Consider the following 24656-nt stretch of genomic DNA (forward strand, 5'->3'; position numbering starts at 1 on the left):
GCCTCTTCGCGTCGTATTGTTGAAGTGAGTAATCACTCATTTTCGGGGGAGGAAGAAAATGATGCCCACTTGGAAGTGGATTTTAGTTGCTATATCTTTTACTGGCCTACTCGGTTGCAGCCGAACGGAGACAGAGCTTTATTCGGGAACGATTGAAGGGGTAGAGGTTCCGGTATTAACCGAAATCGGAGGAACTATTCTTGAACTAGGGGTTAAAGAGGGGCAGAAAGTAACAAAAGGGGAAATTCTTGCTGTACTCGATCAACGGCTGATCCACCAGCAGATCCTTGAAGCGGAAGCATTTGTAGAGTCTGCTCAAGCTCAGTTGGATGAAGCCCATGCCGGAACCCGGGGACAGGAGCTTTCCAAATCTGCATCGCTGATCGAGCAAAACGAAGCACAAATTCGCCAGCTGCAGATGCAGCAGGAAAAGTTAAAAGCGGGGATCCAGCAAAAAGAGGCCATGCTTGAGCAGGTAGGTATCCAGTGGAAAGGCGCAAAATCATCTTTGCAGTTTCAAATGGATAAGCTAAAAGACCTAGAGGCTTTGGCCGGCCATGGGGCAGTAGCAGAAGAACACGTCACAGCCCAAAGGGAGACGGTCCAGCAGGCTGCCATTGCGGTCGAAACACTCCAATCCCAAAAGCTTTCCCAAGAGGCCCAGTTAGCCATAGCGATCAAGGAATGGGAAGCTATGGGCCCGCAGATTGAGTCCATTAGAGCCCAGGTGAAGTCCGCTCAAGCCCAATATCATCTGCTGAAGGAAGGAGCCACTTCTCATACATTGAAGCAATTAGAAGCCCAAAAGAAGATGGCTGTAGCCAAACTGGAGCAAGCCAAGATCCAGGAATCCAAAGCTCTTATTCATTCGCCCGTTGATGGGGTAGTGGCTCGGAAGAATATAGCTTTAGGGGAAGTGGTAAAGCCATCTTATCAGCTATTTACCCTTTTGGAGGCTGATCAGCTTGAACTCACGGTCTATATTCCAGAAAACCGGCTGAATCTTGTCAAAAGTGGACAGAGTGTCGAAGTCACTGTTGATGCCTACCCAGGTGAAACTTTCCAAGGGAAAGTGATACACATCTCCGAGCAAGCAGAGTTCACTCCGAAAAACGTACAGACGGCAGCGGAGCGGACAAAAATGGTTTTTGCGGTTACCTTACAAATGGTAGAAGGACTAGATAAGCTGAAACCTGGCATGCCTGCAGATGTACCCTGGAATGGAGGGCAAACTCCATGAATGAAAAGGAATGGGCCATTCAATGCAGGAATTTAACCAAAAAGTTCGGCCATTTCACAGCAGTCGATCAAATCAGCATGGCCATACCAAAGGGGTCCATCTACGGATTCCTTGGGCCCAATGGATCCGGAAAGTCGACCACGATTCGCATGATTTGCGGTTTAATGACCCCTACCGCTGGGGAAGGCCACGCCCTTCAATATGATATTGTGAAGGATACCGAGACAATCAAGCATCATATCGGATATATGTCCCAAAGATTCAGTCTCTACGAAGACCTTACCGTTAAGGAAAATCTTGATTTCTATTCGGGAATCTATGGCATTTCCGGCAAACAAGCGGAGGAACGGAAACAGGAACTCATTAGCATGGCTGGTTTGAACGGCAGGGAAAATCAATTAGCCCATTCGCTGTCTGGAGGCTGGAAACAGCGGTTAGCTTTGTCCTGCGCCTTGATTCACGAGCCGGATATTTTGATTTTAGATGAACCCACGGCAGGAGTCGATCCTGTATCACGAAGAATATTTTGGGATGTAATCCGATCCCTTGCGGATAAGGGGATCAGTGTCCTTGTCAGTACCCATTACATGGATGAAGCTGAGGCCTGTGATCGAATTGGATTTATCTTTTTTGGCAAGCTGCTGGTGGAAGGGACCCCGAAGGAACTGAAGCAGAAATATGGACTCTCCAATCTGGAAGAAGTATTTCTTCATCTTGTTCGACAGGAACAGTCGGAGGGGAGAGGGGAACGATGAATAAGGCTCGGAGCTATCATAAAGGGTTCAGTTTCTTGCGGTTGATCGCCATTATGCGCAAGGAAATCGTCCATATTCGTCGAGATCCTCCTTCTATCGCTATTGCTCTTGTGATGCCTATTATGATGATTCTTCTTTTTGGGTATGCAGTGAATACGGATGTGGATCATCTGCCTACGGCAGTTTGGGACCAGGATCGCAGTCTTCATAGCAGGGAGCTGATTCAGCAGTTCATCAATACCGAGTATTACGACTATGTTTATCAAGCGAATGGTTATCAGGAACTTCAAAACCTAATGGATGAAGGGAAGATTAAAGTCGCTTTGGTTATTCCCTCAAACTATGCCAAGAATTTAGATACGGGTAAGGAAGCTAAGCTTCAGCTTTTGTTCGATGGGGCTGATCCGAATGCAGCGCGTACTGCCTTAGCCAATGCTCAATTGATCGTACAAAACAAATCTTCCTCGATTCAGCTGCAAAAACTAGAAAAACAAGGGTTAGGCCCACTGGAACTCCCGCTGTCACTTGAGCCGAGAGTTTTATATAACCCTAATATGGAGAGCTTGGTCTTTAACATCCCGGCTTTGATCGGGCTCATCATGCAGAATGTTACCGCCATTTTAACCGCTTTTTCCCTTGTTCGGGAGAAAGAGCGCGGTACGATGGAACAGTTATCGGTCACGCCCATACGTCCCATCGAACTGATCATCGGAAAATTGCTTCCCTATGTCGGCGTCGGCATCATCTCCTTCAGTATCGTTCTCCTTACTGGAGTTGCTTGGTTCGGTGTTCCTGTTAAGGGTAGTATTCCTTTGCTCCTCCTTTTGAGTGCCTTATTTCTCGTCACAACCTTGGCTATCGGAATGCTTATCTCTGCCGTAGCCAAAACGCAGCTTCAAGCAATGCAAATGGCCTTTGCCATCATTCTGCCGAGCGTCCTGCTGTCAGGATTTATGTTCCCAAGAGAAACCATGCCCACACTGATTCAATGGATGGGAGGGGCCATCCCCTTGACGTATTTTCTAGAGATATTGCGAGGGATCTTCTTAAAAGGAATAAGCTTAGAGCAGCTTTGGGAGGAGACGCTTATCCTCTCAGGCTTTACGTTCTTGATTTGTATCATAGCGATTTTAAAATTCAGAAAAACTCTAGATTGATTCTATGGAGGTCGGGATGAAAGAAGAGAGTCTTTACTTTGATGATATTATGAAAAAGTTTTTGGAAGAAATAAAGGACGAAGACAATCTAACTGAAAAACAGCGGAGGATTATGGAGGCCTCAATAAAGCTGTTTTCGGAGAAGGGCTTTCATGCAGCTTCTACGAGTGAAATTGCAAAAGCTGCAGGAGTTGCAGAAGGAACGATCTTCCGCCATTTTAAGACAAAGAAGGATATCCTGATCAGCCTGGTTGCCCCTATGGTCCTTCGATTTGCAGCGCCTCTCATCCTGAGAGATGTTAAAAAAATCATGGACAGCGATTTGCCTATTGAAGAATTGCTAAAGCAACTCTATCAAAACAGGCTATCGCTCATTGAGAAAAATTGGGACCGTATCAGGCTGATTCTCCAAGAGATTCAATTTCATCCTGAATTGAGGGAGATCGTGGTCGAGAACTTAATTCGCGTAGTGCGGAATTGGGCGGAGACGTTTATTCAACAAAAAATAGCTGGAGGCGAATTTCGTCCGCTTCCTCCTCTGGCCGTTACACGAGCGATGGTGTCGATGATGATTGGCTATGTCTTTTTTAAATATATTATCTTTCCTGAAGAAGGCATGCAATTGGATGATGAGGAAGAGATTGAACACATGGTAGATATATTGCTCCATGGGGTCAAAGCCTAAAAGAAATATTCAGACGAAGAAATTGATTGTTTTCTTCGTCTTTTTTTATGCATTGCAAAAACCATGTCATAAAACTTGACATTAAACACATGAAAATTCAAGAAAAAAGTTATAATTTCCCCATACAAAATAACTGCTTGGCCTGGATATATCGCATTCAGATATAACTCGAAGCCAGCAAACGTTGATACAAGAATTGTATGGGGGATTAGGACATGAAGATCAAAAGTCAAAATTCAGCGCTGTTGCTTTCTACGCTTTCGATGATTGTCGCGTTTTCGGTATGGTCTATCTTCTCTCCGATGGCCGGAGAATTGCAAAAGCTATATGGGCTAAGTTCTACAGAAAAAAGTATCTTAATAGCCATTCCCGTACTGCTGGGCTCCATCATGCGCATACCGATGGGCATTGCAACCGATTGGATGGGCGGTCGAAAGGTTTATGCCGCAATCCTGCTATTGCTCGTGATTCCTTTGCTTGGGGCAAGTTTTTCCCAGTCGTATGCTGGTCTTTTATTTTGGGCCTTTTGGATAGGAATGGCGGGCACGACCTTTGCCATATCCATCGCTTATATCTCAAAATGGTATTCGCCTGAAAAGCAGGGGCTAGTCCTGGGAATTGCCGGAATCGGGAATCTAGGGTCGGCCGTGGCCAGCTTTTCCGTACCATGGCTAGTCAGTCAATGGGGAATTGCTTGGACGTTTCGCTTATTTGCCATCGCTCTTGTTCTCATGGCGGTCTTTTTCTGGAAGGGAACCAGTGAGCATCCGCGCCCAATGGTGAAGCGATCGCTGAAAGATTCCTTATTCGTTGTAAAGTATAAGGATACATGGGTATTGTCACTTTATTATTTTCTGACGTTTGGAGGTTTTGTAGCCTTTAGCGTATATTTGCCCGTGCTTTTGCAAGAAGTACACGAACTTAGCGCAATTTACGCCGGATTTGTAACGGGGGTTTTTGTACTAGCTGCCACCTTGGTAAGACCGCTGGGAGGCTATTTATCCGATCGGCATGGAGCAGCCAATATCTTAACGACTGTTTTTTTCGTCATCTTCGTAAGTGCCCTAGCGATTGGCTTCGGGATTGAAAACCTGCTGGTATTTTGCATGGGCTGTCTCGTTATGGCAGTCACGCTGGGAATAGGAAACGGGGCAGTATTCAAGCGGGTACCAGAGGTATCGGCAGGAAATACGGGGGCAGTAACAGGATTTGTAGGGGCTGCAGGAGGCTTAGGCGGATTTTTCCCGCCGATCCTGCTCGGCGTGATTAAAGATTTCAGTGGGGATTATACCATGGGTTTTATCTTATTATCCCTGCTTGCTGTAATCTGTCTGGTTTTAAATAGCGGATTCTACAAATCTTCTCTGCACAAACAAGCGAGTCTTGGGAGATAAGGGAGTATAGCGACAGCAAATTAGCAGGAAGGGACTTTTGCCCTTTCTGCTAATTTTTCTTTTGAAACCTATTTCTTAAACAAGCCGATGCGCGTGATTTCTTCCCAATGAATTTCAGACAGCCTTTCCAGTTTGGCAAGCCCTTCAGCCGTGACTTCAACCAGAACACTGCGCCCATCTTCGGGATTAGGCTTGCGAATGACCAGACCAAGCTGTTCGCACCGATCGATTAATCCTACACAAGCGTGGTGCGTAATCTGCAAACGTTCCGCAAGCTCTCTTGGCGTCACATTATCCTTTCCTGGAAACCCTTTTACCGCCAAAAGAAGTTGATGCTGTTGAGGAGTAAGCCCTTCATTGCGGGCTGCCGTTTCACTGAAATGAAGAAATTTCCTCAAACGGTATCTGAATTCCGCTAAATATTCATAAATGTCTTTCGATAAGGGAGCTTTCACAAAGATAGACCTTCTTTCAAAATATTGATTCTATCTTATCATGAAAAAACGCTTCAGGACTAGGGTTTGAACCTTTTCTACCTTTAACACGGGTTAAACAGGTGAAAATCTATGTCAGGAAACTTAACATAGTTATAGAGACTCCTTTCCTTTGCGTATACAATGAATCCATAATCCTGAACAGAACAAATACGAGGGGGAGAAACGGTGGGTAAAAGAAAACTAGTTTTAGTTGGAAATGGTATGGCAGGTGTCAATTGTATCGAGCATATCCTGAAGCTTTCCGATGAGGAATTTGAAATTACGATTTTTGGTGCGGAGCCTTATCCGAACTATAATCGGATTCAGCTCTCTTATGTACTGGCAGGAGACTCTAAGCTCGAAGACATTATTATTAACGATTGGGATTGGTATAAAGACAATAACATTGAGCTGCATACCGGCCAAACCGTGACCAAAATTGATACGGAAATGAAATGCATTCATACCGATGGCGGGATGACTCAGCCATATGATGAGCTGATTTTGGCTACAGGATCGAATCCTTTTATTCTGCCTTTACCAGGCGCTGATCTGCCGGGAGTTATATCGTATCGCGATATAAAAGATTGCGAAATGATGATGGAGGCCTCCAAAACTTACAAAAAGGCTGCTGTAATTGGAGGCGGGCTGTTGGGTTTGGAAGCAGCACGCGGTCTATTGAACCTATCAATGGACGTTACGGTCATCCACGTTTTTGATAACTTAATGGAACGCCAGCTGGATCCGACCGCTAGTAAACTCTTGCAAGCCACATTAGAAGAACAAGGCATGAAGTTTCTAATGAGCAAGCAAACAGAGGAACTATACGGAACGGACCGCGTCGAAGGACTTCGCTTTAAAGATGGCAGCGAATTAGACGCAGACCTAGTAGTAATGGCTGTAGGAGTCCGGCCGAACGTTTCACTAGCAAAAGATCATGGAATTGAAGTGAACCGTGGGATTGTAGTCAATGACTACCTCGAAACCAATGTAGAACATGTATATGCAGTAGGGGAATGTGCCGAGCACCGTGGAATGGTCTATGGCTTAGTGGCTCCGCTGTATGAACAAGGAGCCGTACTGGCGAAGCGAATCTGCGGAGCCGAAACCACGCCTTATGAAGGGTCTGTTCTTTCTACCAAATTAAAAGTTTCCGGAGTGGATGTGTTCTCTGCCGGAGAGTTTATGGATGGACCGGATACTCGGGCCTATCGCTATCAAGATGACTTCAGTGGGGTTTATAAAAAAGTACTAGTGAAGGAAAACAAAATCGCTGGTGCTGTACTTTTTGGGGATACAACTGATGGTACGCGGCTGTTCCAAATGATTCGGAACGGAGCGGATGCATCTCAGTTAAAAGAAATATTCGGTGCGGGAGAAGGAAAGAAAGCCCCTGTTTCCCATGTGGCAGACATGGCCAATGATGAACTCATTTGTGGCTGTAATGGGGTATCCAAAGGAACGATTGTAGAGGCCATAGAAGGGCAGGGCCTAAATACAGTTGAGGCTATAAAGGGCTGTACAGGAGCTTCAAGATCTTGCGGAGGCTGTAAACCGCTGGTAGAAGACCTCTTAAAATGCACGCTAGGGGATAGCTTTCAGGCTGTAGAAAAAGAGCCGATTTGTTCCTGCACAACGCTAAGCCGAGATGAGGTCGTGGAGGCCATTCGTTCCATGAAGCTGACCTCGAGCAAGGAAGTCATGAATGTGCTGGAATGGACGCAAGAAGAGGGTTGTTCCAAATGTCGCCCTGCCTTGAACTATTACTTAGGAATGGTATGGCCGGAAGCTCATGAGGACGAACGTCACTCACGCTTTGTTAATGAACGTCTTCATGCCAATATACAAAATGATGGAACCTACTCGGTGATTCCACGAATCTATGGCGGGGTAACGAACCCAGATCAGCTGCGCAAAATTGCGGATGTGGCAGATAAATATCAGGTTCCTATGGTTAAAATAACGGGCGGTCAACGGATTGATTTGTTAGGTGTGAAAAAAGAAGATTTACCGAAGATGTGGGCTGATCTTGATATGCCATCCGGTTATGCCTATGCTAAAGCCTTGCGCACGGTAAAAACTTGTGTGGGTGAAACGTTCTGCCGCTTCGGCACACAGGATTCCATCCAGATGGGAATCGATATGGAAAAGCGTTTCGAGCGTCTTTGGACGCCGCACAAGGTCAAGATGGCCGTATCCGCTTGTCCGCGAAATTGTGCAGAATCGGGCATTAAAGATATCGGAGTGGTTGGAGTAGACGGTGGATGGGAGTTATATGTAGGCGGTAATGGGGGCGTTCACTTGCGCGGCGGTGATCTCTTCGTAAAGGTGAAGACGAAGGAAGAAGTACTCGAATGGTCAGCTGCATTTATGCAATATTACCGAGAAACGGCTAAGTACTTGGAAAGAACCTCTCATTGGGTAGAGCGCGTCGGCTTGGAACACATTCAAGAGGTGCTTGCGGAGGCCAGCACTCGTGAGGAATTGGTCAAGCGGATGGATCAGGCATTAGCCGTGACGAAGGATCCATGGAAAGAAGCCATTGAAGAAAAAGAAGTTCGAACCATGTTTGAGACCGTGAGTATCGATTAAGAGGGGGAGTAGAAGATGAGTGTTAAGATTCAAATAAAAATAGGGGAATTGAACGACTTTCCAGAGGCTGTAGGAAAGGTAGTGCATGTACAGAATCACGAGATAGCCGTCTTTCGATTGGCTGGGAATCGCTTTAAGGCGGTAGAAAACAAATGCCCGCATAAAGCGGGTCCCCTAGCAGAGGGAATAGTATCTGGAGAGTTTGTGTTCTGCCCGCTCCATGATTGGAAAATTAGCTTGAAGGACGGCCAAGTGCAGGCTCCCGATCATGGCTGTGTCAAAGCCTATGAAGTGGATATAGAGGGTACAGAAGTATATATCGTGATGTAAAAAGGAGAGAGAAACCATGTCTGACTTTTTAAAGGGATACCGGCAAGCAGAACAACAGCAGCGTAGAGAATACAAGTACCAGACGCAATGCCCTTTTTGCAGTATGCAGTGCAAGATCAACCTGCATGAAGAAAAAATTGTCCAGCGAAGCCGGTACAATGCCACACCGGATAAGAACGACCCCGTCTCGGACGGCAAGCTTTGTGCAAAAGGAGTGTATGCTCACTCTCATGCGGTCAATCCTACGCGCTTGCGTACCCCTTTATTAAGAGTCGGCCAAACCCATATCCCCATTTCGTGGGATGCGGCTTATGCATGGATTCGCGAGAAAATCTCTGCCGTTCAAAAACATTATGGCAAGGATGCTGTTGGAGTATTCGGAAGCGGGGCTTTGACAAATGAAAAAGCCTATCTCCTTGGAAAGTTTGCTCGAGTAGCATTGCAAACCAAGCACATTGATTATAATGGCCGCTATTGCATGTCAGCGGCTGCCGGAGCATCCAATCAGGCATTCGGGGTGGATCGGGGGTTAACGAACCCCCTCTCCGAAATCCCACTTGCCAAATGCATTATTCTTGCTGGAACCAATGTAGCCGAATGTCAGCCTACCATGATGCCATACTTTAGGAAAGCCAAAGCCAATGGATGTAAAATCATCGTCATTGATCCAAGGGAAACGGGTACCTCAAAAATCGCAGATCTTCATTTGAAGGTGAAGCCAGGTATGGATGCAGCGCTCGTCAATGGGTTGCTTAAGGTCATTGTCGAAGAAGACTATGTGGATCATACCTTTCTACAGAAATCTGTACTTGGAGGTCCAGAGTTATTAGCCTTTGCTCGGTCGATTAATTTGGGAGAGGTTTCTCAATTAAGCGGCGTGCCAATTGAACTAATCCTGGAAGCTGCTCGTCTCTATGGAAAATCTGAATCAGGGATGGTATTCACCGCTAGAGGGGTGGAGCAGCATGCGAGCGGGGTAATGAATGTACGGAACTTCATCAATTTGGTGTTACTCACCGGTAAGATTGGCAAGGCAGGGTGCGGCTATGGCGCGATTACAGGGCAAGGGAACGGGCAAGGCGGACGAGAGCATGGTCAAAAAGCTGACCAATTGCCGGGCTATCGACTGATTGAGAATCTGGAGCATCGCCAGCATATCGCAGAAGTATGGGGGATAGATGAAGCCTCGATTCCAGGCAAAGGCGTATCAGCCTATGAAATGTTTGAAAAGATGGATAATCAAGAAATAAGGGGGCTCATTGTCCTCGGGTCTAATCCCATTGTTTCCAATCCTAATGCTAGTTTGACAGAATCGGCTTTACAGAAGCTCGATTTCTTGATAGTCATTGATTATTTAATGTCAGAAACCGCCACTTTAGCTGACTTGATCCTTCCTGGGTCGATGTACTTAGAGGATGAGGGAACAATGACCAATTTAGAGGGTCGGGTAATTTTGCGCCGTGCGGTCAAAGAGCTTCCAGAGGAAGCCAAGTTAGATTGGAAAATCCTATCCGAGATCGCTGCATATCTAGGTAAGGCACCTTACTTTCCCTATACCTCTTCCGAGGATATCTTCGAAGAATTACGGAGAGCCAGTCAGGGTGGCATTGCCGACTATGCAGGGATTACGTACAAGAAAATCGAGAAGAAAAAGGGAATCTTCTGGCCTTGTCCGAGCGTTTCGCATGGGGGTACTCCACGGATGTTCGCGGAAGGAAAATTTTATCATGCAGATGGAAAAGCCCGAGTGATTCCTGTGCCGCACCAATATCCGAAAGAGAAAACAGATGATGCTTATCCGCTTACGCTTACGACAGGGCGCATCATGCTGCATTACTTGACAGGTGTGCAGACGAGGAGGACATCGGAGCTAAATAAAACGTCAGAGCCTTTCTTGGAAATTCATCCAGAAACGGCCAAACGAATCGGTTTAATAGATAAGGGAAAAGCACTCGTTCGTTCGCGAAGGGGAGAAGTCACCCTTAAAGTAAAGCTTTCTGCAGGCATCCGCGAAGATACCGTTTTTGTTCCCTTCCATTGGGGCGGGAAAGAATGCGTAAATCAGCTTACCCTGCCTGAACTCGATCCGTATTGCCGGATGCCAGAATTTAAAGCTTGTGCGGTGCGGGTTACTGCGATCGCCGAAGACTCAGGAGAGAAACCAGAAACAGAAATAAAAATAGAGAAAGTTTATAATGGAGACGAGGTGCTAGTGTAATGCGGAATCAAGGTATGGTGTATTTTGTCGGGGCTGGACCAGGCGATCCCAAATTAATAACCGTTAAGGGAATGGAGATACTCAACCGAGCTGATGTAATCGTTTATGACAGGCTGCTTGACACAGGTCTCCTGGAATATGCTCCAAAGCATGCGGTGAAAATCAATTGCGGAAAGCAAAAGGATTTCCATACCATTCCTCAGGAAGAAATCAATCGCATCTTGGTGGCTCATGCTCAAGAAGGAAGGATTGTTGTTCGCTTGAAAGGCGGCGATCCGAGTGTCTTTGGGCGGGTAGGAGAAGAAGCGGAATATTGTGCGGACCATGGTATTTCATATGAAATTGTTCCAGGAGTAACCTCTGGGATAGCTGCTCCCATTTACGCAGGCATTCCGGTAACCCACCGAAACTATGCCGCTTCTGTTGCTTTTGTAACAGGTCATCGAAGAACGGATCGGGAAGTCACTGACATTGCATGGGAGCATTTGGCGAAAGGTGTAGATACGTTGGTTTTTTACATGGGGGTATCGAATTTGCCAAATATTCAGGAGCAATTGATGAAGCACGGGAGGCCTTCGAATACACCTGTGGCATTAATCCGATGGGGGACAATGGAGAAGCAAGAAGTACTGACAGGTGAATTGTGGAATATTGCCGAAGAAGTTGAGAAAAGACAATTCGCTTCACCGGCCATCATCGTGGTTGGTGAAGTAGTGAAACTTAGGGAGAAGCTGAACTGGTTTCAAGGAAATATGAACCCCGAGGAATATCAAATACTTGCGTAAAAAACAAAGCGCCGTAACCTAGCATGGACCCTAGTTACGGCGCTTGTTTGCCTGCAAAAGACCGGATATGCGGTGAAATCCACGGCTTAGCTGGAGAACTATACAGGTAAGAAAAAAATTGCTTTTTCTTCGTACAATGCTGGCTCAGTTCTTCCAAATACCATCGGTGAGAAGGAAGGTTCATTGTTTTCCTTTCAGACAGGAGATCTTGAATTCGCTCTATCAAGACCTCGTTTTGCCGTACAATCTGGTGAAGTTCTTCTGCACAAAAGTTGGTAATACAACCTTTAAAGTACCTTGGTGACAATTCGTGATATTGTCTGATTTTGACCCATTGGATATGCTGTATCGTCGTTAAACTATGAAGAAGCCTTGCGAGGGTAGAGGAGAATAGGGTTGGGTCGCGTCCGAATAGCAGCAAGAAATCAGTATGTTTTTCCACTAGACGGATATAAGATTGCTCATTTCTTATGTTAGCTTCAATCAGTTTTCTTAACGTTTTCTGGAAAGGTAAATCATTCATCGCTATTCCTCAAGATCAACATCCGTACCGATTAGGCTGACTGTTTCCAGCTTGCGCAGCAGGAATAATTCCTTAAACATCAAGGTTTCCATTAATCGTAATACTGTGGCATTAAATCGAAGGATATCACCGTTGGTCGGATTGGTTGGGAAATCCAAGTCTTTACCGACAAAGGCCTGTATCTTTTCTGCTTCAGCATTGATGATATGAGAGAGAGCGGTTTCTTCTAGTGCGATGGACTCTAGAAGATCTATAATCGTTTCATCAATGGTTGGTCGGTGTTTGTTTTGCGGTATTTGAGGCATGCTCACGATGTTACCCTCCCCATTCCTTTTTCATCTTTATGTCGTTATATCTTATGTAAGGTCACTTGAAATGGTTAAACGCACTCTTGAAAGTCCATCTTCCAACACGCGCCATACAATAGGAACGATAAAGAAAATGGATGCAGCTGACCAAAGGGGGTCTCACTGTGGAAGTTCAGGTCATTGAAGCCAAACAGCTTCCTATTGTAAAGAATAGCATGCTCGAATTGCTTCGGAGCCATGGGGATAAAAGGATCACTCTTAAAGGGATCCGATGGTTGGCGCGTTTATCCTCCGATGAATTAGAAGAAGAGGGGAACAGCATCATCATTGCAACAGACTATGGTAGGCTAATCGGTATACTGGCTGTTGCCAGGTTCGGATTGAAGCATTCCTTTATTGCCGTTCACAAGAGATACCGGAAAAGGGGGATTGCACAGATTTTGCTGAAGCAAATACCCAGTAGAATGGATAGGTTCTATGCCAAAATTGCTCTTGATAATATTCCAAGTCTGCTGACCAGCTTTTCTATGGGAATGGTAGCTTTGCAAATCGAAAAAGGTCCTACCGGCAAGCCCACCTTTATCGTGGCATGGGGTAACTGGACAAAGGATGATCTCGAAAACTTTAACACAGTTTAGCGTTAGTTTAGTTTATTGTAAAAATTGTTATTTGGTTTTATACTCTTTGAAAAATAGTGGACATAGCCGAAAAAAAGGGTTGAACATATGAAGAAGATCCTGATAACAGCGGTTTGCTTCTAACGAAAGGATAAGAGTATGAAGAAAATAACAAAGAGATCCATTCTGTGTTTTAGTTTGGCTGCAATGTGTTTGGTTTCCGCATGCGGTGGAGAGGAGCCTTCAGATGCTTCCTCAGCTAACGAATCCGTAAGGATCGGTGTTTCCCAAATTGTTGAACATCCTGCTCTTGACGCAGCCAAACAGGGATTTATCGATTATTTGAACGAGAATGGTTATGAAGAAGGTTCTAAGGTCACCTATGATTTCCAGAATGCTCAAGGGGATATGAATACTTCCATAGCAATCGGACAAAAGTTTTCCAGCGATCAACCCAACCTTATTTTTTCCATTGCTACACCAACCACGCAAGCAATAGCGCAAACAGTTAAGGATATCCCCATCATATTTACAGCGGTCACAGATCCGGTATCCGCAAAGATCGTATCAGATTTAGCTAAGCCGGGCGGAAATATTACAGGTACTTCTGATATGAACCCGATCAAAGAACAATTAAGCCTCATTAAACAGGTTAAACCCAATGCGAAAAAAGTTGGTGTTCTGTACAACTCCGGGGAATCGAACTCCGTTGTGCAAATGGAGCTAGCGAAGCGAATAGCCCCTGAGTTAGGCCTGGAACTCGTCGAGCGGGCGATTACTAATAGTTCTGAAGTCAAACAGGCGGCAGAATCTCTCGGTGAAATTGACGCCTTTTATATCACGACAGATAACACTGTCTACTCCGCATTGGACACGATATTTATGGTGGCGGAGAACAATCAATTGCCAGTGGTGGCTGGTGAATCCGAGGCCGTGAAAAAAGGGGCGCTGATTACATTTGGGATTGACTATTATGAGTTGGGACGCCAAACGGGAGAAATGGCGTTAAAGGTCTTAAATGGTGAAGCTAAGCCTGAAATGATGCCTATTGAAACCCAAAAGAACCTCAAGCTTTATGTCAATAAAAAAGCAGCGGATCGTTTTGGAATTAAATTGCCGCAGGAGCTTCTAGACCGGGCGGATGAGATTATCGAATAGTATTAGTTAAAAGGCCGCTGTTTTAAAACGGCCTTTTTTCAAATTCTGCTTTCTAAGCTGATATTTTTATGCTATTATTTCGTACAGAAAACATTGTGCCAACAATTATACCGGAAAACTGATCGAGAGAATGGGCTTGGCACTCTCAGGAAAGGAAGATGATCATGCCTTACCTCCGTTTTGATGGTTTCACTAAGGAGGATTTATCGCCGTTAATCCCTAGAATTACACGAGAATTTGCTAATACCGCAGAAGTAGACGAAGAGAAGGTGAAGGTCGAGCTTTGTCAATCAGAGCGCTTGACAAACAGTCCCCGTTATTTGGAGATTCGGATGTTTCAGCGGAGTCAAGACAAGCACGACCGAATTGTAGCGGTTCTCGACGACATTTTGCAGAGTGGCGGATTTAAGGAAACGCATATTTTCTATATTATTCTGTCCCCTCAACTGTACTACAAGAATGGAAAGCCGCTTTCGGGATATGTTATCAGATAATATTTCGTATAGGAAATATGTTGGCCTCGTCGGTTGAACTGGAAAGGGGAATGGCTGTGAGCAAAGTTACTATATTAAGAGAATTGCTGAAAAAGCTCAATAAATCGGTTGAGCTGGCTATTACGAGAGAACTATCCGAGTATGGGATCACCCTCCCTCAATTGCTAGTCTTGCGAAAAATAGCAACTGGCCCCAAAACGATCGGCGATATCAGCAAGTCAATTAGCCTATCCTACAGTACCGTTTCCGGGATTATCGATCGCCTGGAAAGAGAAAAGCTGGTCAGAAGAATTAGGGATGAGGAAGACCGTCGAGTCGTATGGATCCAAAAAACAGAAAAAGTAGAAGAGATCAAAAAACAGGCTCCCGTTTTCCAGGAAAGCTATTATGCCTATCTATTTGAAGGTCTTACCGAGGATGAAATGGATCAAATCATCCAATCCCTTGAATTACTTACCATGATATTAGAAAAGAAGGTTGAGGAGAAATCATGAAAAGAAAGCTCTTCAGCTTAAGCACGGTTGCGTCAACCTTTGTTATAATCGGGATGTTCGGCGGGGTATACCTAACCCGTTCTATCTGCAGAATATTCAGGGTCGTTCCTTTAGGTGTGTTTGGAATCCCCATTTTAGCCGTGACTACCTTTGAGCTGAGCGGGAAGAAACAACTGCAGCGTGAAATCGGTGCGCCCCACTTGAATAAAAATAAGGATATGAGGGAAATATCGAGGATCTTGCTATCTGCGTCCGCTTATTATCTGCTTTAAAGTTTCTCCCATGATACACCCCGGAGATGCTCTCTTTAGCCGTTTGATTCAATTGGAAATTTATTAGAAAATAAAGGAGAATCAAACAAGGAGGCGAATTTCCATTCGACATTCGAAAGAAAAGACGACGCATGCGCTAGAAGCTAACCTTTTCAGGGCTCGCGGGGTGATCTATGCAGAGTATTCCGCCAACTTCCAAAAGAAACTGCAAGTAGCCAAAGATCGCGAGAAAGAATATCGAGAACTTAAAGCAAGGGGTTTTGCTTAGAAAGAAAATGGAATAACGGGAGAAATTCCGGCTATTTTGAAAAACTCCTGTTATTATCTAAACCTTATTGACAGACTCTGAGATACTTCCGGCAAATTTCATAACTGAACGTAAATAACCAGAGATGATCCCTGTATTGATGGGGACATTTCCGGTTATTTTCATTTTAGAGGTTATTCTGTTGAGTATGGTAAAATAAAGGAAAACAACAGGAGGAGCACTAGATGGAGAAATATGGGATTTATCAAGTGACGGTACCGCTCCCATTCCGCCTCAATCATGTTCATTGTTATTTAACGAGGCAGGATAAAGGCTGGAGCATTATTGATACCGGCCTGAATCGAGCGGAAACAAGAAAGGCATGGGAAGAAGCATTTGCAATTCATAACATCAACCCTCAAGAGGATATAGAAAAGATTATCTTAACCCATTATCACCCCGATCATCTGGGCTTTTCTGGAGAGCTTGAAGAATGGACGAAAGCGCCTGTTTGGATAAGCAGTAAAGGAGAGTTTATGGCACGAAACGTTTGGCAGTCATCTTCCTATGAAAGAAACTATCAATTTTTTCGTGTGCATGGCCTCCCCCAGCAACTTATCGAACAGATGTCGGATTATGACAAGCAGTTTCGCTCTTTCATCCGTCCTCCAGGACGCTTTGAAACCATCGTAGAGGGGCAGCAGCTGCAAATTGGAGAATTAACGTATGAAGCGATTTTAACTGGGGGCCATGCGGAAGGACATATATGCTTTTATAACCAGGAGGAAAAAGTATTTCTAGGCGGGGACCATCTCCTTCGAAAAATCACTCCTAACATCTCCTATTATGGGTATGGTGAAGAAAATCCCTTGCAGGTGTATATTGACTCCCTAAAAAGACTTCAAGCATTGGATATTTTAATCGTTATCCCAGGCCATGGACCTATATTCAGGGATGCCGGGGAGAGAATCCTGGAAATTCTGCAGCATCATGAAGATCGCCTTGAGAGTGTGTTGGAACATGTTGTCAAGGAGCGAACGGCTTATCAGGTTTGTCGGAGTTTGTTCAACCGAGAACTAACGCTTCATGAACAAAGATTTGCCATCGGAGAAACCCTTGCGCATTTGAATTACTTGGTTGTCAGAGGGGAAATAAGCAAGGAAATGAGCACTAAAGGTGAAATTTACTTTAGTAAATGAGGCAATGTCTCTAAAGCTCTTTCAACATCTTAGTGGAGGAAAAATGATATCTGCCATAGTCTTATTTATGATAGCAGGATTAGCTGAGATTGGCGGTGGTTATCTGGTTTGGCTTTGGCTAAGAGAAGCTAAACCCATTTGGTATGGTATTCTTGGTGGAGTGGTTCTTGTTTTATATGGGATCATCCCTACACTTCAAGGTTTTCCTACCTTCGGGAGAGTCTATGCCGCTTATGGTGGGGTATTTGTGGTTTTAGCCGTCATTTGGGGATGGTGGGTGGATAAGAAAACTCCGGATATGTACGATTGGATCGGAGCAGCCATTTGCCTTGCGGGAGTGTCAATAATGCTATGGGCACCAAGGCAGTAACTGTCTAAGCTACTCATCAATCGTTTTTGGGTACAAAAAAGAAAAAAGAGGAGGAGACATCCTAAAGGAAAAACAGGATTATCTCTTCCGGCGAGTTAATTCGTTTTCGGTTTGGGAAATAGCCACCCTAAGAGAAAAGCAGTTTGTTTAGCCATATCCATGACCAGGTCAAGCTGTGTACACATAAGCAGCATTTGATTTTGAAAACCGGCATTGATGTTTACAATTCCTTTTATATGATAATCTCCGACAGGAGGGATCTCCTTTCCAACCCCGCTCCCGGGCGAAAGGGGACCCTCTGCGCAAAAAAGATAGCCCACATGATCTATTCTTCCCAAAGCAGCATCTATTGCTATGATTTCCTTATCCGGAGGTATTTGTTCTATCGTTTCTTTTAAATTTAAATAATGTACTGGCTGATTAATAGTACCCAGTACATTTTTGTACCCCCGTTCTTTAAGATAGGTTCCAACAAGAGGGCCGTAAGCATCACCAGTTGAACGGTTGGTACCAATGCATAAGAAGACCGTGTTGTCATAATGCAGAGAGGATGGGATTAGTGAACTCCATGCGTTTCGATAAACATAGCTCGGAACTTTTTGTTTTGAATCAATCCTACTTTTAATTTCTGCAATCACACGTATCACCTCCAGAACCTATAGACTCATTGTATCATATTAATTGCCGCTTTGTTCGTTATAATGAATATTTATTTTCCAACATATTCCACAAGTTTCCTGTCGATTAATAGGAATTGGATTCAGAGTCTAACCGGTCTATCGAAGGTATAGAGCTTTTCAGGTATTGTTAAACTGAGGAAAGAAACGTTATTTATTTTCCCGTTGAATTTTCTTTTCAGAAGCTGAAACTTCGCTTTGATTTCATTCGTATATACCAATAGGAATCTATGTCAGGAGTCGATTTTACGATGAATCCAATTTTAGCTTTTTTTCTCCGTATGTTCGCAGCCGTCCCTGTAGCTTTTCTGACCTGGCTATTGAGTTTATTTGCCTTTGATTATACCCTCTGGTTTTCAACAGCGCTTTCTTTGATGGGAGGTTTCCTCACTTATATCATCATGTCCGCATTTTCGAAGTACAGTTTTTTAAAAAGACACCGCCTGTCTAGAAAAGAATATCAGTACATCCATGACAATCTTACCGAAGCAAAAAGGAAAATCTATCGACTGCATAAGGCGCTCTTATCCATTCGGCATATTCCGTCCTTTTCGCAGCGCATTGAACTTTCTCGACTCACGCGAAAAATATATGGATTAACCAAAAAAGAACCTAAGAGATTTTACCAGGCCGAAACGTTTTATTTTTCTCATTTAGATACTGCCGTTGAACTATCCGAAAAGTATGCACTTTTAGCTGCCCAGCCAGCCAAGACTGCGGAAATGGACCGAGCTGTCCGGGAGACGAGGCAAACTCTAGATGAACTTAATCATTTAATAGAAGAAGATTTATACCATCTCCTGTCCAATGATATGGATCAGCTCCAGTTTGAACTCGATGTGGCCAAGCAGTCTATAAAAAAAGGATTAAGAAAAAATAATGAAAGCGGGAGATTAAAATGATGAGCGAACATACCCCCTCCAACCTCATGGAGGATTTGCTGTCTGATCCATTTGGGGAGCAAGATCGGCAGACTCTGCCGAGCCAACCGCAAGGAAATAAACCACCAAGACTTATTGATGTGATTCCCGAAGAAAATAGGGCAAAGGCTTACCAGTTAGCTGGACAGATTGATCCGAAAAATCATCAAGCCATGATCTCATACGGAACGCCAGCACAATCCAAGCTCCTATCTTTTTCGGAGACTATGCTTGAACATGTACAGAAAAAAGATATCGGTGAAGTCGGCGAGATTATCAACGATCTTATGAAAAGGTTTAATGAGGTGAATCCGGACGATCTGAAAATGGAAAAGAGGTCCTTGTTCGCGCGCATGTTTGGTAAACTTTCAGGCTCCGTGCAAGAGGTGCTATCCAGATACCAGAAAACGGGAGCGCAGATTGACCGGATCAGCGTGAAGCTAGACCGGAGCAAGAATGCCCTGTTATCCGACATCGACTTGGTGGAAAAATTATATGAACACAATAAAGAATACTTTCATGCCTTGAATGTGTATATTGCAGCAGGTGAAATCAAGCTGGAGGAACTATATGAAAAGACAATACCCGCGTTGAGAAAAGAAGCCGAGTCTTCCAATGATCAAATGAACTTTCAAGAAGTTAAGGATATGATCCAGTTTGCGGATCGTTTGGATAAACGCTTGCATGATTTAAAGCTAAGCCGGGAGATTACGATTCAAAGCGCTCCGCAGATTCGTCTGATTCAACATACGAACCAAGCGCTGGTGGAAAAAATACAATCCTCCATTATGACGGCTATCCCTCTTTGGAAAAACCAAATGGCTATTGCCCTAACATTGATTCGACAACGTCATGCTGTAGAAGCGCAGAAACAGGTGTCTAAAACCACCAATGAGCTCTTGCTTAAAAACGCAGAAATGTTGAAAACCAATACGATTGAAACTGTAAAAGAAAATGAACGAGGACTTGTTGACATTGAAACGTTAAAGAAAACCCAGGAAAATATTATAGCTACACTTGAGGAAACGTTGAGGATTCAAGAAGAGGGAAGAAACAAACGCCGTGAAGCGGAAAATGAGCTGGCTTTAATGGGAAGTGAGTTAAAGCAGAAGCTTTTAGATATAAAAGGGGATTAAGCAAAGCGGTAGCGCGCAAACTCTTAGAAGTTGAATATTCCACCGAATTTCAGAAAACACCCTAAACCGATCAAAACTGGTTGGTTAGGGTGTTTCTTGTATCCAAATGAAATGGGTTTAATTTCATTAAAAAGGAAATATGGGGAAACATTAATAAAAAACTCCAATTGAGGAGATGGCGAGATGTTTTTCAGGAGATGGCCCGTGGGATCGCTTTGAAATCGAAGAAAGAGCGGTTGTGTTGGCGATTGCCATAGATGAAGAAGAGCCCGAGGCTGCCAAAGAAGAGAAGGATGTTGCCCATTTAGGCGGAATGGTTCCGGAATCGCAAAAAAAGAATGATCCGGCTGACCGTACAGATTGCCATACCCGGCCGAATCCCCTTAGGACCCGGTGAAGGGGGCGGAGGTGGCGAGAAGCCGGTTTGGGTGCTGGATGTTGTCGGGCATACCATAGGGGATGCCCTCTCGAACCTCCAGCAGCAAGTGGCCGACCGATTGTTCTTTGGGCATTTGCGAGTCATCGCTGTCAGTGAAGCCGTAGCAATCCTGGGGAATGTGAAGATTGCCTTTCTTAAAGGATTGAATGGAGAGAAGCTAGAATTAGTGGAACGATAAGGAACAACAGGTTTCTATAAGAATACCCTATCCATTATGGATAGGGTATTTGTTATAAAGAAAACCTGAGAAAATTGATGTATAAACGAAATAACAGAAGAAAAACGTTTATTGATAAAGAATTTATTCTATTATCGAATTAGCAATTTAGCGTTATAAAGTGTAGAATCGAAAAGGTTGATTAATTATCTTCAAGGGGAGACTTAGATGAAAAAAATAGCATCTGTTTTATTATTATTTGGGATGATCTTGTCCGTAGTTGCAGGATGTTCTAGCTCCGACTCGAGCTCTGAAGCTACAAGCGAGAGCAAAAAGTTAGTGATTGGAATAGATGATAAATTTGCACCGATGGGCTTTCGGGATGAAAAGAATGAAATAGTCGGTTTTGATATTGATTATGCAAGAGCCGCTGGCGAAAAAATGGGATATGAGGTAACCTTTCAGCCGATTGATTGGAAGGCTAAAGAATCCGAACTAAATAGCGGACGAATCGATTTGATTTGGAATGGCTATACCATTACGGACGAACGAAAAGAAAAGGTTCTCTTTACGAAGCCTTATTTGAAGAATGCACAAGTAATCGTCACAGCAGCTGACTCCGACATGACAAAAATTGCTGATCTCGCTGGGAAGGTTGTGGGACTTCAAGCTCTGTCCTCCGCAGCAGATGCATTAAATGCTCATGAAGTAAAGTCTCAAGTAAAAACCGTTACAGAGTTTTCGGATAATGTTTTGGCCCTAAGCGATTTGAAAATTGGTCGTCTTGATGCTGTTGTCATTGATGATATTGTCGCAAAATACTATATGACCAAAGAAGAAGGCACATTCAAAATCCTAGACGAAAGCCTTGCGCCAGAAGAGTATGGAATAGGCGTGAAGAAAGGAAACGAAGCCTTGTTAAACGAGCTGCAAAAAGCTCTTGATGAATTAAACCAAGATGGTACAGCAGCAAAAATTTCCGAAAAGTGGTTCGGTGAAGACAAAGTCTTAAAGTAAAATTGCATTTTAGTTTAAACAGAAACGGATCGCTTGATGATCCGCTTTTGTTTTGCCAAATAGGAGCAAAAGGACTATGAACCTAGATTACTTAATTACGATTACTATTCCTATGCTGCAAGGGGCTCAGATGACGGTTTTGCTATTCCTGATTGCAGTCGTTTCATCTATTCCTTTGGGGTTTGTGTTCACTTTAATGTCCAGAAGCACAATCAAGCCCTTAGCGTGGTTTGCCCACTTTTACATTTATATCATGCGCGGTACTCCACTCTTGCTGCAGCTTTTGTTTGTATGCTTTGGCTTACCCATCCTTCCTGTTATTGGCGAATATCTGGTCATGGATCGCTTTGTGGCTGCCTGCTTGGCCTTTGTCCTTAACTATGCAGCATATTTCGCTGAAATATTCAGGGGAGGCCTGTTAGCGATTGATAAAGGGCAATATGAAGCTGCACAAGTTTTAGGGTTAAGCCGATGGCAAACGACGACGAAAATTATTGTTCCCCAAATGTTTCGTGTCGCGCTGCCTTCCGTTTCCAATGAATCCATTACGCTAGTAAAAGATACGGCATTGTTATATGCTGTAGCGGTTCCGGAACTACTGCACTTTGCCCAAACGGCAGTGAATCGTGATTTTACAATCACTCCTTTTTTCATAGCTGGTGTCATTTATTTGTTGATGACCCTTGTATTGACTTGGTTTTTTAAACAGCTTGAAAAAAAGTTCAAATTTGAATAAAAGGAGTGGCGAGATTGGCTATGATTCAAGTTTCCAATTTGAAAAAATCCTTTGGCAATCTGGATGTGCTCAAAAATGTCACCTTCGAGGTAAATAAGAGCCAAGTGGTAGCCGTTATCGGTCCCTCCGGTTCAGGGAAGAGCACCATGCTTAGAAGCCTTGTCCAACTTGAACAAATCGATGGCGGGAGCATCTGTGTGGAAGATCAATATCTCGTAAAAGATGGGATCTATTCCAACAGTCAAGACTTAAAACGAATCACTTCCAAAATGGGAATGGTCTTTCAACATTTCAATCTTTTTCCCCATCTGACGGTCAAGGAAAATCTAGAGCTTGCTCCTAAGATTGTAAAAGGGGAAACCGTAGAGGAAATAAGCAAAAAAAGCAAAGAACTCTTGGCAAAGGTTGGCTTGTCCGATAAAGCGGACGTTTATCCTGCTAAGCTTTCAGGCGGACAAAAACAGCGAGTCGCCATCGCCAGGGCTTTAATGATGAACCCGGACATTATGCTTTTTGATGAACCGACTTCAGCGTTAGATCCGGAGCTCACAGGTGAAGTGCTGCAGGTAATTAAGCAGCTAGCCGAGGAACAAATGACGATGATTGTCGTTACGCACGAAATGGGATTCGCCAAAGAGGTTGCTGACCTCATTTTGTTTATGGATAAGGGTGAAATTACGGAGGCTGGAACACCTGAACAGCTGTTTACAAACCCAAAATCTGACCGGACGAAAGGCTTTTTGAATAATGTTCTAAAATGAAAAAAGACCATGATTGGTCTTTTTTTTTAGGTAAAAAGGATCAAGTTCAATCCTGCAAAAAGGATGACGAAGCTAGCATATCTTTTAATCTGTTCGCGAGGAAGCTTCTCAAACCATTTCAAGCCTATATTTGATCCAAGAAACACACTCACTGCTCCAAATAAGAAGTAAAGAATAAAAGAAGAACTAAAATCGCCATGGAATCCATGTAATGTTAACGTCAAAATGCTGGTAAACACAAAGGTAGTCTGAAGATTTGCATTATAACGGTGCTTCTCTTCATAAAGCATAAGGAAGTAAAAAACAAAAAACGGACCACCTACGGCAAACACACCACCGACAAATCCGCCAATAAATCCTAATGCGATAGGAAAAATCGGATTCATCCTGATGGAAGTATCCGCCTGATTCTTACTGAATAGCAAAAAGATGACCATGCACACCAGAAATAGGCCAAGCCCCTTTTTCATAAACGGCATTTCCCCATACAGGTTGAGAAAAAAGAAAGAAAAAATCCTCCCTGTTAAAGCTGCGCTTAAAATCAAAAGTAGGCCCTTCAATTCAATATACTTATAGATTTTAGCAACGATAATGGTAGAAGTAATAAGCGTGAGGGATAATACCAATAGCGTACTATCCTTTACTGTAAGCACGAGGGGCAAAAGACCCATAGAAAACAAACCGAAACCGAAACCGCTTGATCCCTGTAGAAAGCTTCCTATGAATAAGATAAGAAAAACAAAAATAATCTCCCAAGACAAGTGACATCCATCCCTTCTATAGGAATTATATCACTTTGGGAATTAAATGGTAGAGTACGAAGCTAAGTATCAATCCATCGGGTCAGAACACCAACGGGGTATGCTGTTGATAGGACTTACCAAGACGAAGATAGTAATCAACAATGTACGCATTCAGTCCCTTGAATTTACTGGGGACCTCCGGCAAGGCATCTGCCTGCTCTTGGGTATATACCGCCTGCCCTGGAGCAACAAATCGGTTATCTGCAATTTTTACATGCTCCGTTACTACGGCTCCATGCATGATCACGCAATCGCGGCCAATCGTTGCACCATAAATCGAAGCGTGTTGGCCGATAAAGGTATTCCGTCCAATGAATAAAGGCCCGTGAACCGCTGCATGGTGTAAGACACTCACGTCTCCCTCAAGATAGACACCCATTTTTTGTCCTTTTGCGTTGATCGCCTCTCCTGGATGACAATGCATCATGACAAAGTCCTGAATATTCGTTCGAGGACCGATATAGTACGGGGGTGAAGCGTCCGCACGGAGGACATTATGGAAACCAATGAAAACATCTTCAGCAATCCGGATATCTCCAATAATAAGAGAATTTGCTCCAATGACCGCTTTTGGGCTAACAGAGGGGTATAAAGGTTTTGGCGCTTCTTTGACAGGTGCGTTATGGAATAGAACTGTATTTAAAGGATAAAATCCAACGGGTCTAGACATATAGGCATTCCTCCTCCACGTACTGC

The 24656-nt window shown here is 44.0% G+C and carries 29 protein-coding genes; 23 read left to right on the forward strand and 6 right to left on the reverse strand.

All coding sequences use genetic code 11. The features are described from left to right. Positions 1-58: 58 nt before the first annotated feature. The 5 genes from ABLT31_RS06680 to ABLT31_RS06700 all read left to right on the forward strand — a co-directional run bounded on the left by ABLT31_RS06680 (position 59) and on the right by ABLT31_RS06700 (position 5231). Positions 59-1240 carry an HlyD family secretion protein gene (locus ABLT31_RS06680; RefSeq protein ID WP_367749942.1) on the forward strand — a complete coding sequence of 394 codons (1182 nt, stop codon included), beginning with the start codon at positions 59-61 and terminating at the stop codon, positions 1238-1240. After that, positions 1237-1995 carry an ABC transporter ATP-binding protein gene (locus tag ABLT31_RS06685; protein ID WP_367749945.1) on the forward strand — a complete coding sequence of 253 codons (759 nt, stop codon included), beginning with the start codon at positions 1237-1239 and terminating at the stop codon, positions 1993-1995. The genes ABLT31_RS06680 and ABLT31_RS06685 overlap by 4 nt, the downstream gene beginning before the upstream one ends. Beyond that, positions 1992-3152, forward strand: coding sequence for an ABC transporter permease (locus ABLT31_RS06690; RefSeq protein ID WP_367749947.1), 1161 nt, complete (start codon positions 1992-1994; stop codon positions 3150-3152). The genes ABLT31_RS06685 and ABLT31_RS06690 overlap by 4 nt, the downstream gene beginning before the upstream one ends. Positions 3153-3168: 16 nt before the next feature. Beyond that, entirely contained in the window at positions 3169-3837 is a 669-nt protein-coding gene (locus tag ABLT31_RS06695) for a TetR/AcrR family transcriptional regulator (protein ID WP_367749949.1), read from the forward strand. Between the two features lie 215 nt (positions 3838-4052). Beyond that, positions 4053-5231, forward strand: coding sequence for an MFS transporter (locus ABLT31_RS06700; RefSeq protein WP_367749951.1), 1179 nt, complete (start codon positions 4053-4055; stop codon positions 5229-5231). A gap of 68 nt (positions 5232-5299) precedes the next feature. Here ABLT31_RS06700 and ABLT31_RS06705 read toward each other — a convergent pair whose 3' ends face one another. Further along, on the reverse strand, positions 5300-5686 hold the full coding sequence (locus ABLT31_RS06705; RefSeq protein WP_367749953.1) for a MarR family winged helix-turn-helix transcriptional regulator: 387 nt from the start codon (positions 5684-5686) through the stop codon (positions 5300-5302). Between the two features lie 207 nt (positions 5687-5893). On the opposite strand from ABLT31_RS06705, the gene nirB reads away from it, so the two are divergent. The 4 genes from nirB to cobA are packed head-to-tail and all read left to right on the forward strand — an operon-like array spanning position 5894 to position 11632. Then, positions 5894-8299, forward strand: coding sequence for a nitrite reductase large subunit NirB (gene nirB, locus ABLT31_RS06710; protein ID WP_367749955.1), 2406 nt, complete (start codon positions 5894-5896; stop codon positions 8297-8299). A gap of 15 nt (positions 8300-8314) precedes the next feature. Next, positions 8315-8629 (forward strand): nitrite reductase small subunit NirD, encoded by a 315-nt coding sequence (gene nirD / locus ABLT31_RS06715; RefSeq protein WP_367749957.1) that lies wholly within the window; start codon positions 8315-8317, stop codon positions 8627-8629. Between the two features lie 16 nt (positions 8630-8645). Continuing rightward, positions 8646-10847, forward strand: a complete 2202-nt coding sequence (nasC, locus tag ABLT31_RS06720; RefSeq protein WP_367749959.1) for an assimilatory nitrate reductase catalytic subunit NasC — start codon at positions 8646-8648, stop codon at positions 10845-10847. Then, the gene (cobA, locus tag ABLT31_RS06725) at positions 10847-11632 is read left to right on the forward strand and encodes a uroporphyrinogen-III C-methyltransferase (protein ID WP_367749960.1); all 786 of its coding nucleotides are present in this window, start codon (positions 10847-10849) and stop codon (positions 11630-11632) included. The genes nasC and cobA overlap by 1 nt, the downstream gene beginning before the upstream one ends. Positions 11633-11666: 34 nt before the next feature. On the opposite strand, the gene ABLT31_RS06730 is transcribed toward cobA, so the two are convergent. Next, on the reverse strand, positions 11667-12155 hold the full coding sequence (locus ABLT31_RS06730; protein ID WP_367749962.1) for a hypothetical protein: 489 nt from the start codon (positions 12153-12155) through the stop codon (positions 11667-11669). A gap of 2 nt (positions 12156-12157) precedes the next feature. Beyond that, on the reverse strand, positions 12158-12460 hold the full coding sequence (locus ABLT31_RS06735; protein ID WP_367750246.1) for a hypothetical protein: 303 nt from the start codon (positions 12458-12460) through the stop codon (positions 12158-12160). Positions 12461-12627: 167 nt separating this feature from the next. Between ABLT31_RS06735 and ABLT31_RS06740 the strand changes: the two genes are divergently transcribed. From ABLT31_RS06740 to ABLT31_RS06770, 7 genes are all read left to right on the forward strand, one after another. Next, positions 12628-13101: a GNAT family N-acetyltransferase gene (locus ABLT31_RS06740; protein ID WP_367749964.1), complete on the forward strand. Its 474-nt coding sequence runs from the start codon at positions 12628-12630 to the stop codon at positions 13099-13101. Positions 13102-13239: 138 nt separating this feature from the next. Continuing rightward, positions 13240-14238: an ABC transporter substrate binding protein gene (locus ABLT31_RS06745; RefSeq protein ID WP_367749966.1), complete on the forward strand. Its 999-nt coding sequence runs from the start codon at positions 13240-13242 to the stop codon at positions 14236-14238. Between the two features lie 164 nt (positions 14239-14402). Further along, the gene (locus ABLT31_RS06750; RefSeq protein ID WP_367749968.1) at positions 14403-14732 is read left to right on the forward strand and encodes a DUF1904 family protein; all 330 of its coding nucleotides are present in this window, start codon (positions 14403-14405) and stop codon (positions 14730-14732) included. 50 nt (positions 14733-14782) lie between these two features. Next, complete coding sequence (locus ABLT31_RS06755) at positions 14783-15226, forward strand: MarR family winged helix-turn-helix transcriptional regulator (RefSeq protein WP_367749970.1); 444 nt, start codon at positions 14783-14785, stop codon at positions 15224-15226. After that, positions 15223-15498 (forward strand): hypothetical protein, encoded by a 276-nt coding sequence (locus tag ABLT31_RS06760; protein WP_367749972.1) that lies wholly within the window; start codon positions 15223-15225, stop codon positions 15496-15498. The genes ABLT31_RS06755 and ABLT31_RS06760 overlap by 4 nt, the downstream gene beginning before the upstream one ends. Before the next feature lie 492 nt (positions 15499-15990). Continuing rightward, the gene (locus tag ABLT31_RS06765; protein WP_367749974.1) at positions 15991-16944 is read left to right on the forward strand and encodes an MBL fold metallo-hydrolase; all 954 of its coding nucleotides are present in this window, start codon (positions 15991-15993) and stop codon (positions 16942-16944) included. Positions 16945-16987: 43 nt separating this feature from the next. Next, a complete protein-coding gene (locus ABLT31_RS06770) occupies positions 16988-17314 on the forward strand; it encodes a YnfA family protein (RefSeq protein WP_367749976.1) in 327 nt (108 codons plus the stop codon). A gap of 95 nt (positions 17315-17409) precedes the next feature. Here ABLT31_RS06770 and yyaC read toward each other — a convergent pair whose 3' ends face one another. Beyond that, positions 17410-17952, reverse strand: a complete 543-nt coding sequence (yyaC, locus tag ABLT31_RS06775; protein WP_367749978.1) for a spore protease YyaC — start codon at positions 17950-17952, stop codon at positions 17410-17412. Positions 17953-18242: 290 nt separating this feature from the next. Here yyaC and ABLT31_RS06780 point away from each other — a divergent pair, with 290 nt between their 5' ends. The 7 genes from ABLT31_RS06780 (at position 18243) to ABLT31_RS06810 (ending at position 23157) form a co-directional block, all read left to right on the forward strand. After that, positions 18243-18893 (forward strand): 5-bromo-4-chloroindolyl phosphate hydrolysis family protein, encoded by a 651-nt coding sequence (locus tag ABLT31_RS06780; protein WP_367749980.1) that lies wholly within the window; start codon positions 18243-18245, stop codon positions 18891-18893. Next, positions 18893-20047 carry a toxic anion resistance protein gene (locus ABLT31_RS06785; protein ID WP_367749982.1) on the forward strand — a complete coding sequence of 385 codons (1155 nt, stop codon included), beginning with the start codon at positions 18893-18895 and terminating at the stop codon, positions 20045-20047. The genes ABLT31_RS06780 and ABLT31_RS06785 overlap by 1 nt, the downstream gene beginning before the upstream one ends. Before the next feature lie 175 nt (positions 20048-20222). Beyond that, positions 20223-20444: a hypothetical protein gene (locus tag ABLT31_RS06790; protein ID WP_367749984.1), complete on the forward strand. Its 222-nt coding sequence runs from the start codon at positions 20223-20225 to the stop codon at positions 20442-20444. After that, entirely contained in the window at positions 20386-20664 is a 279-nt protein-coding gene (locus tag ABLT31_RS06795; RefSeq protein ID WP_367749986.1) for a Ger(x)C family spore germination protein, read from the forward strand. Before ABLT31_RS06790 ends, ABLT31_RS06795 begins: the two co-directional genes overlap by 59 nt. Positions 20665-20871: 207 nt before the next feature. Continuing rightward, positions 20872-21660 (forward strand): amino acid ABC transporter substrate-binding protein, encoded by a 789-nt coding sequence (locus ABLT31_RS06800; protein WP_367749988.1) that lies wholly within the window; start codon positions 20872-20874, stop codon positions 21658-21660. Positions 21661-21736: 76 nt separating this feature from the next. Further along, entirely contained in the window at positions 21737-22396 is a 660-nt protein-coding gene (locus ABLT31_RS06805; protein WP_367749990.1) for an amino acid ABC transporter permease, read from the forward strand. Positions 22397-22410: 14 nt separating this feature from the next. Beyond that, on the forward strand, positions 22411-23157 hold the full coding sequence (locus tag ABLT31_RS06810) for an amino acid ABC transporter ATP-binding protein (RefSeq protein ID WP_367749992.1): 747 nt from the start codon (positions 22411-22413) through the stop codon (positions 23155-23157). Positions 23158-23183: 26 nt separating this feature from the next. Here ABLT31_RS06810 and ABLT31_RS06815 read toward each other — a convergent pair whose 3' ends face one another. Both ABLT31_RS06815 and ABLT31_RS06820 read right to left on the reverse strand, forming a co-directional pair. Beyond that, positions 23184-23918 (reverse strand): sulfite exporter TauE/SafE family protein, encoded by a 735-nt coding sequence (locus ABLT31_RS06815; RefSeq protein WP_367749994.1) that lies wholly within the window; start codon positions 23916-23918, stop codon positions 23184-23186. Between the two features lie 82 nt (positions 23919-24000). Then, complete coding sequence (locus tag ABLT31_RS06820; protein WP_367749996.1) at positions 24001-24630, reverse strand: DapH/DapD/GlmU-related protein; 630 nt, start codon at positions 24628-24630, stop codon at positions 24001-24003. Positions 24631-24656 lie beyond the last annotated feature (26 nt).

The sequence above is a fragment of the Ammoniphilus soli genome (assembly GCF_040813775.1).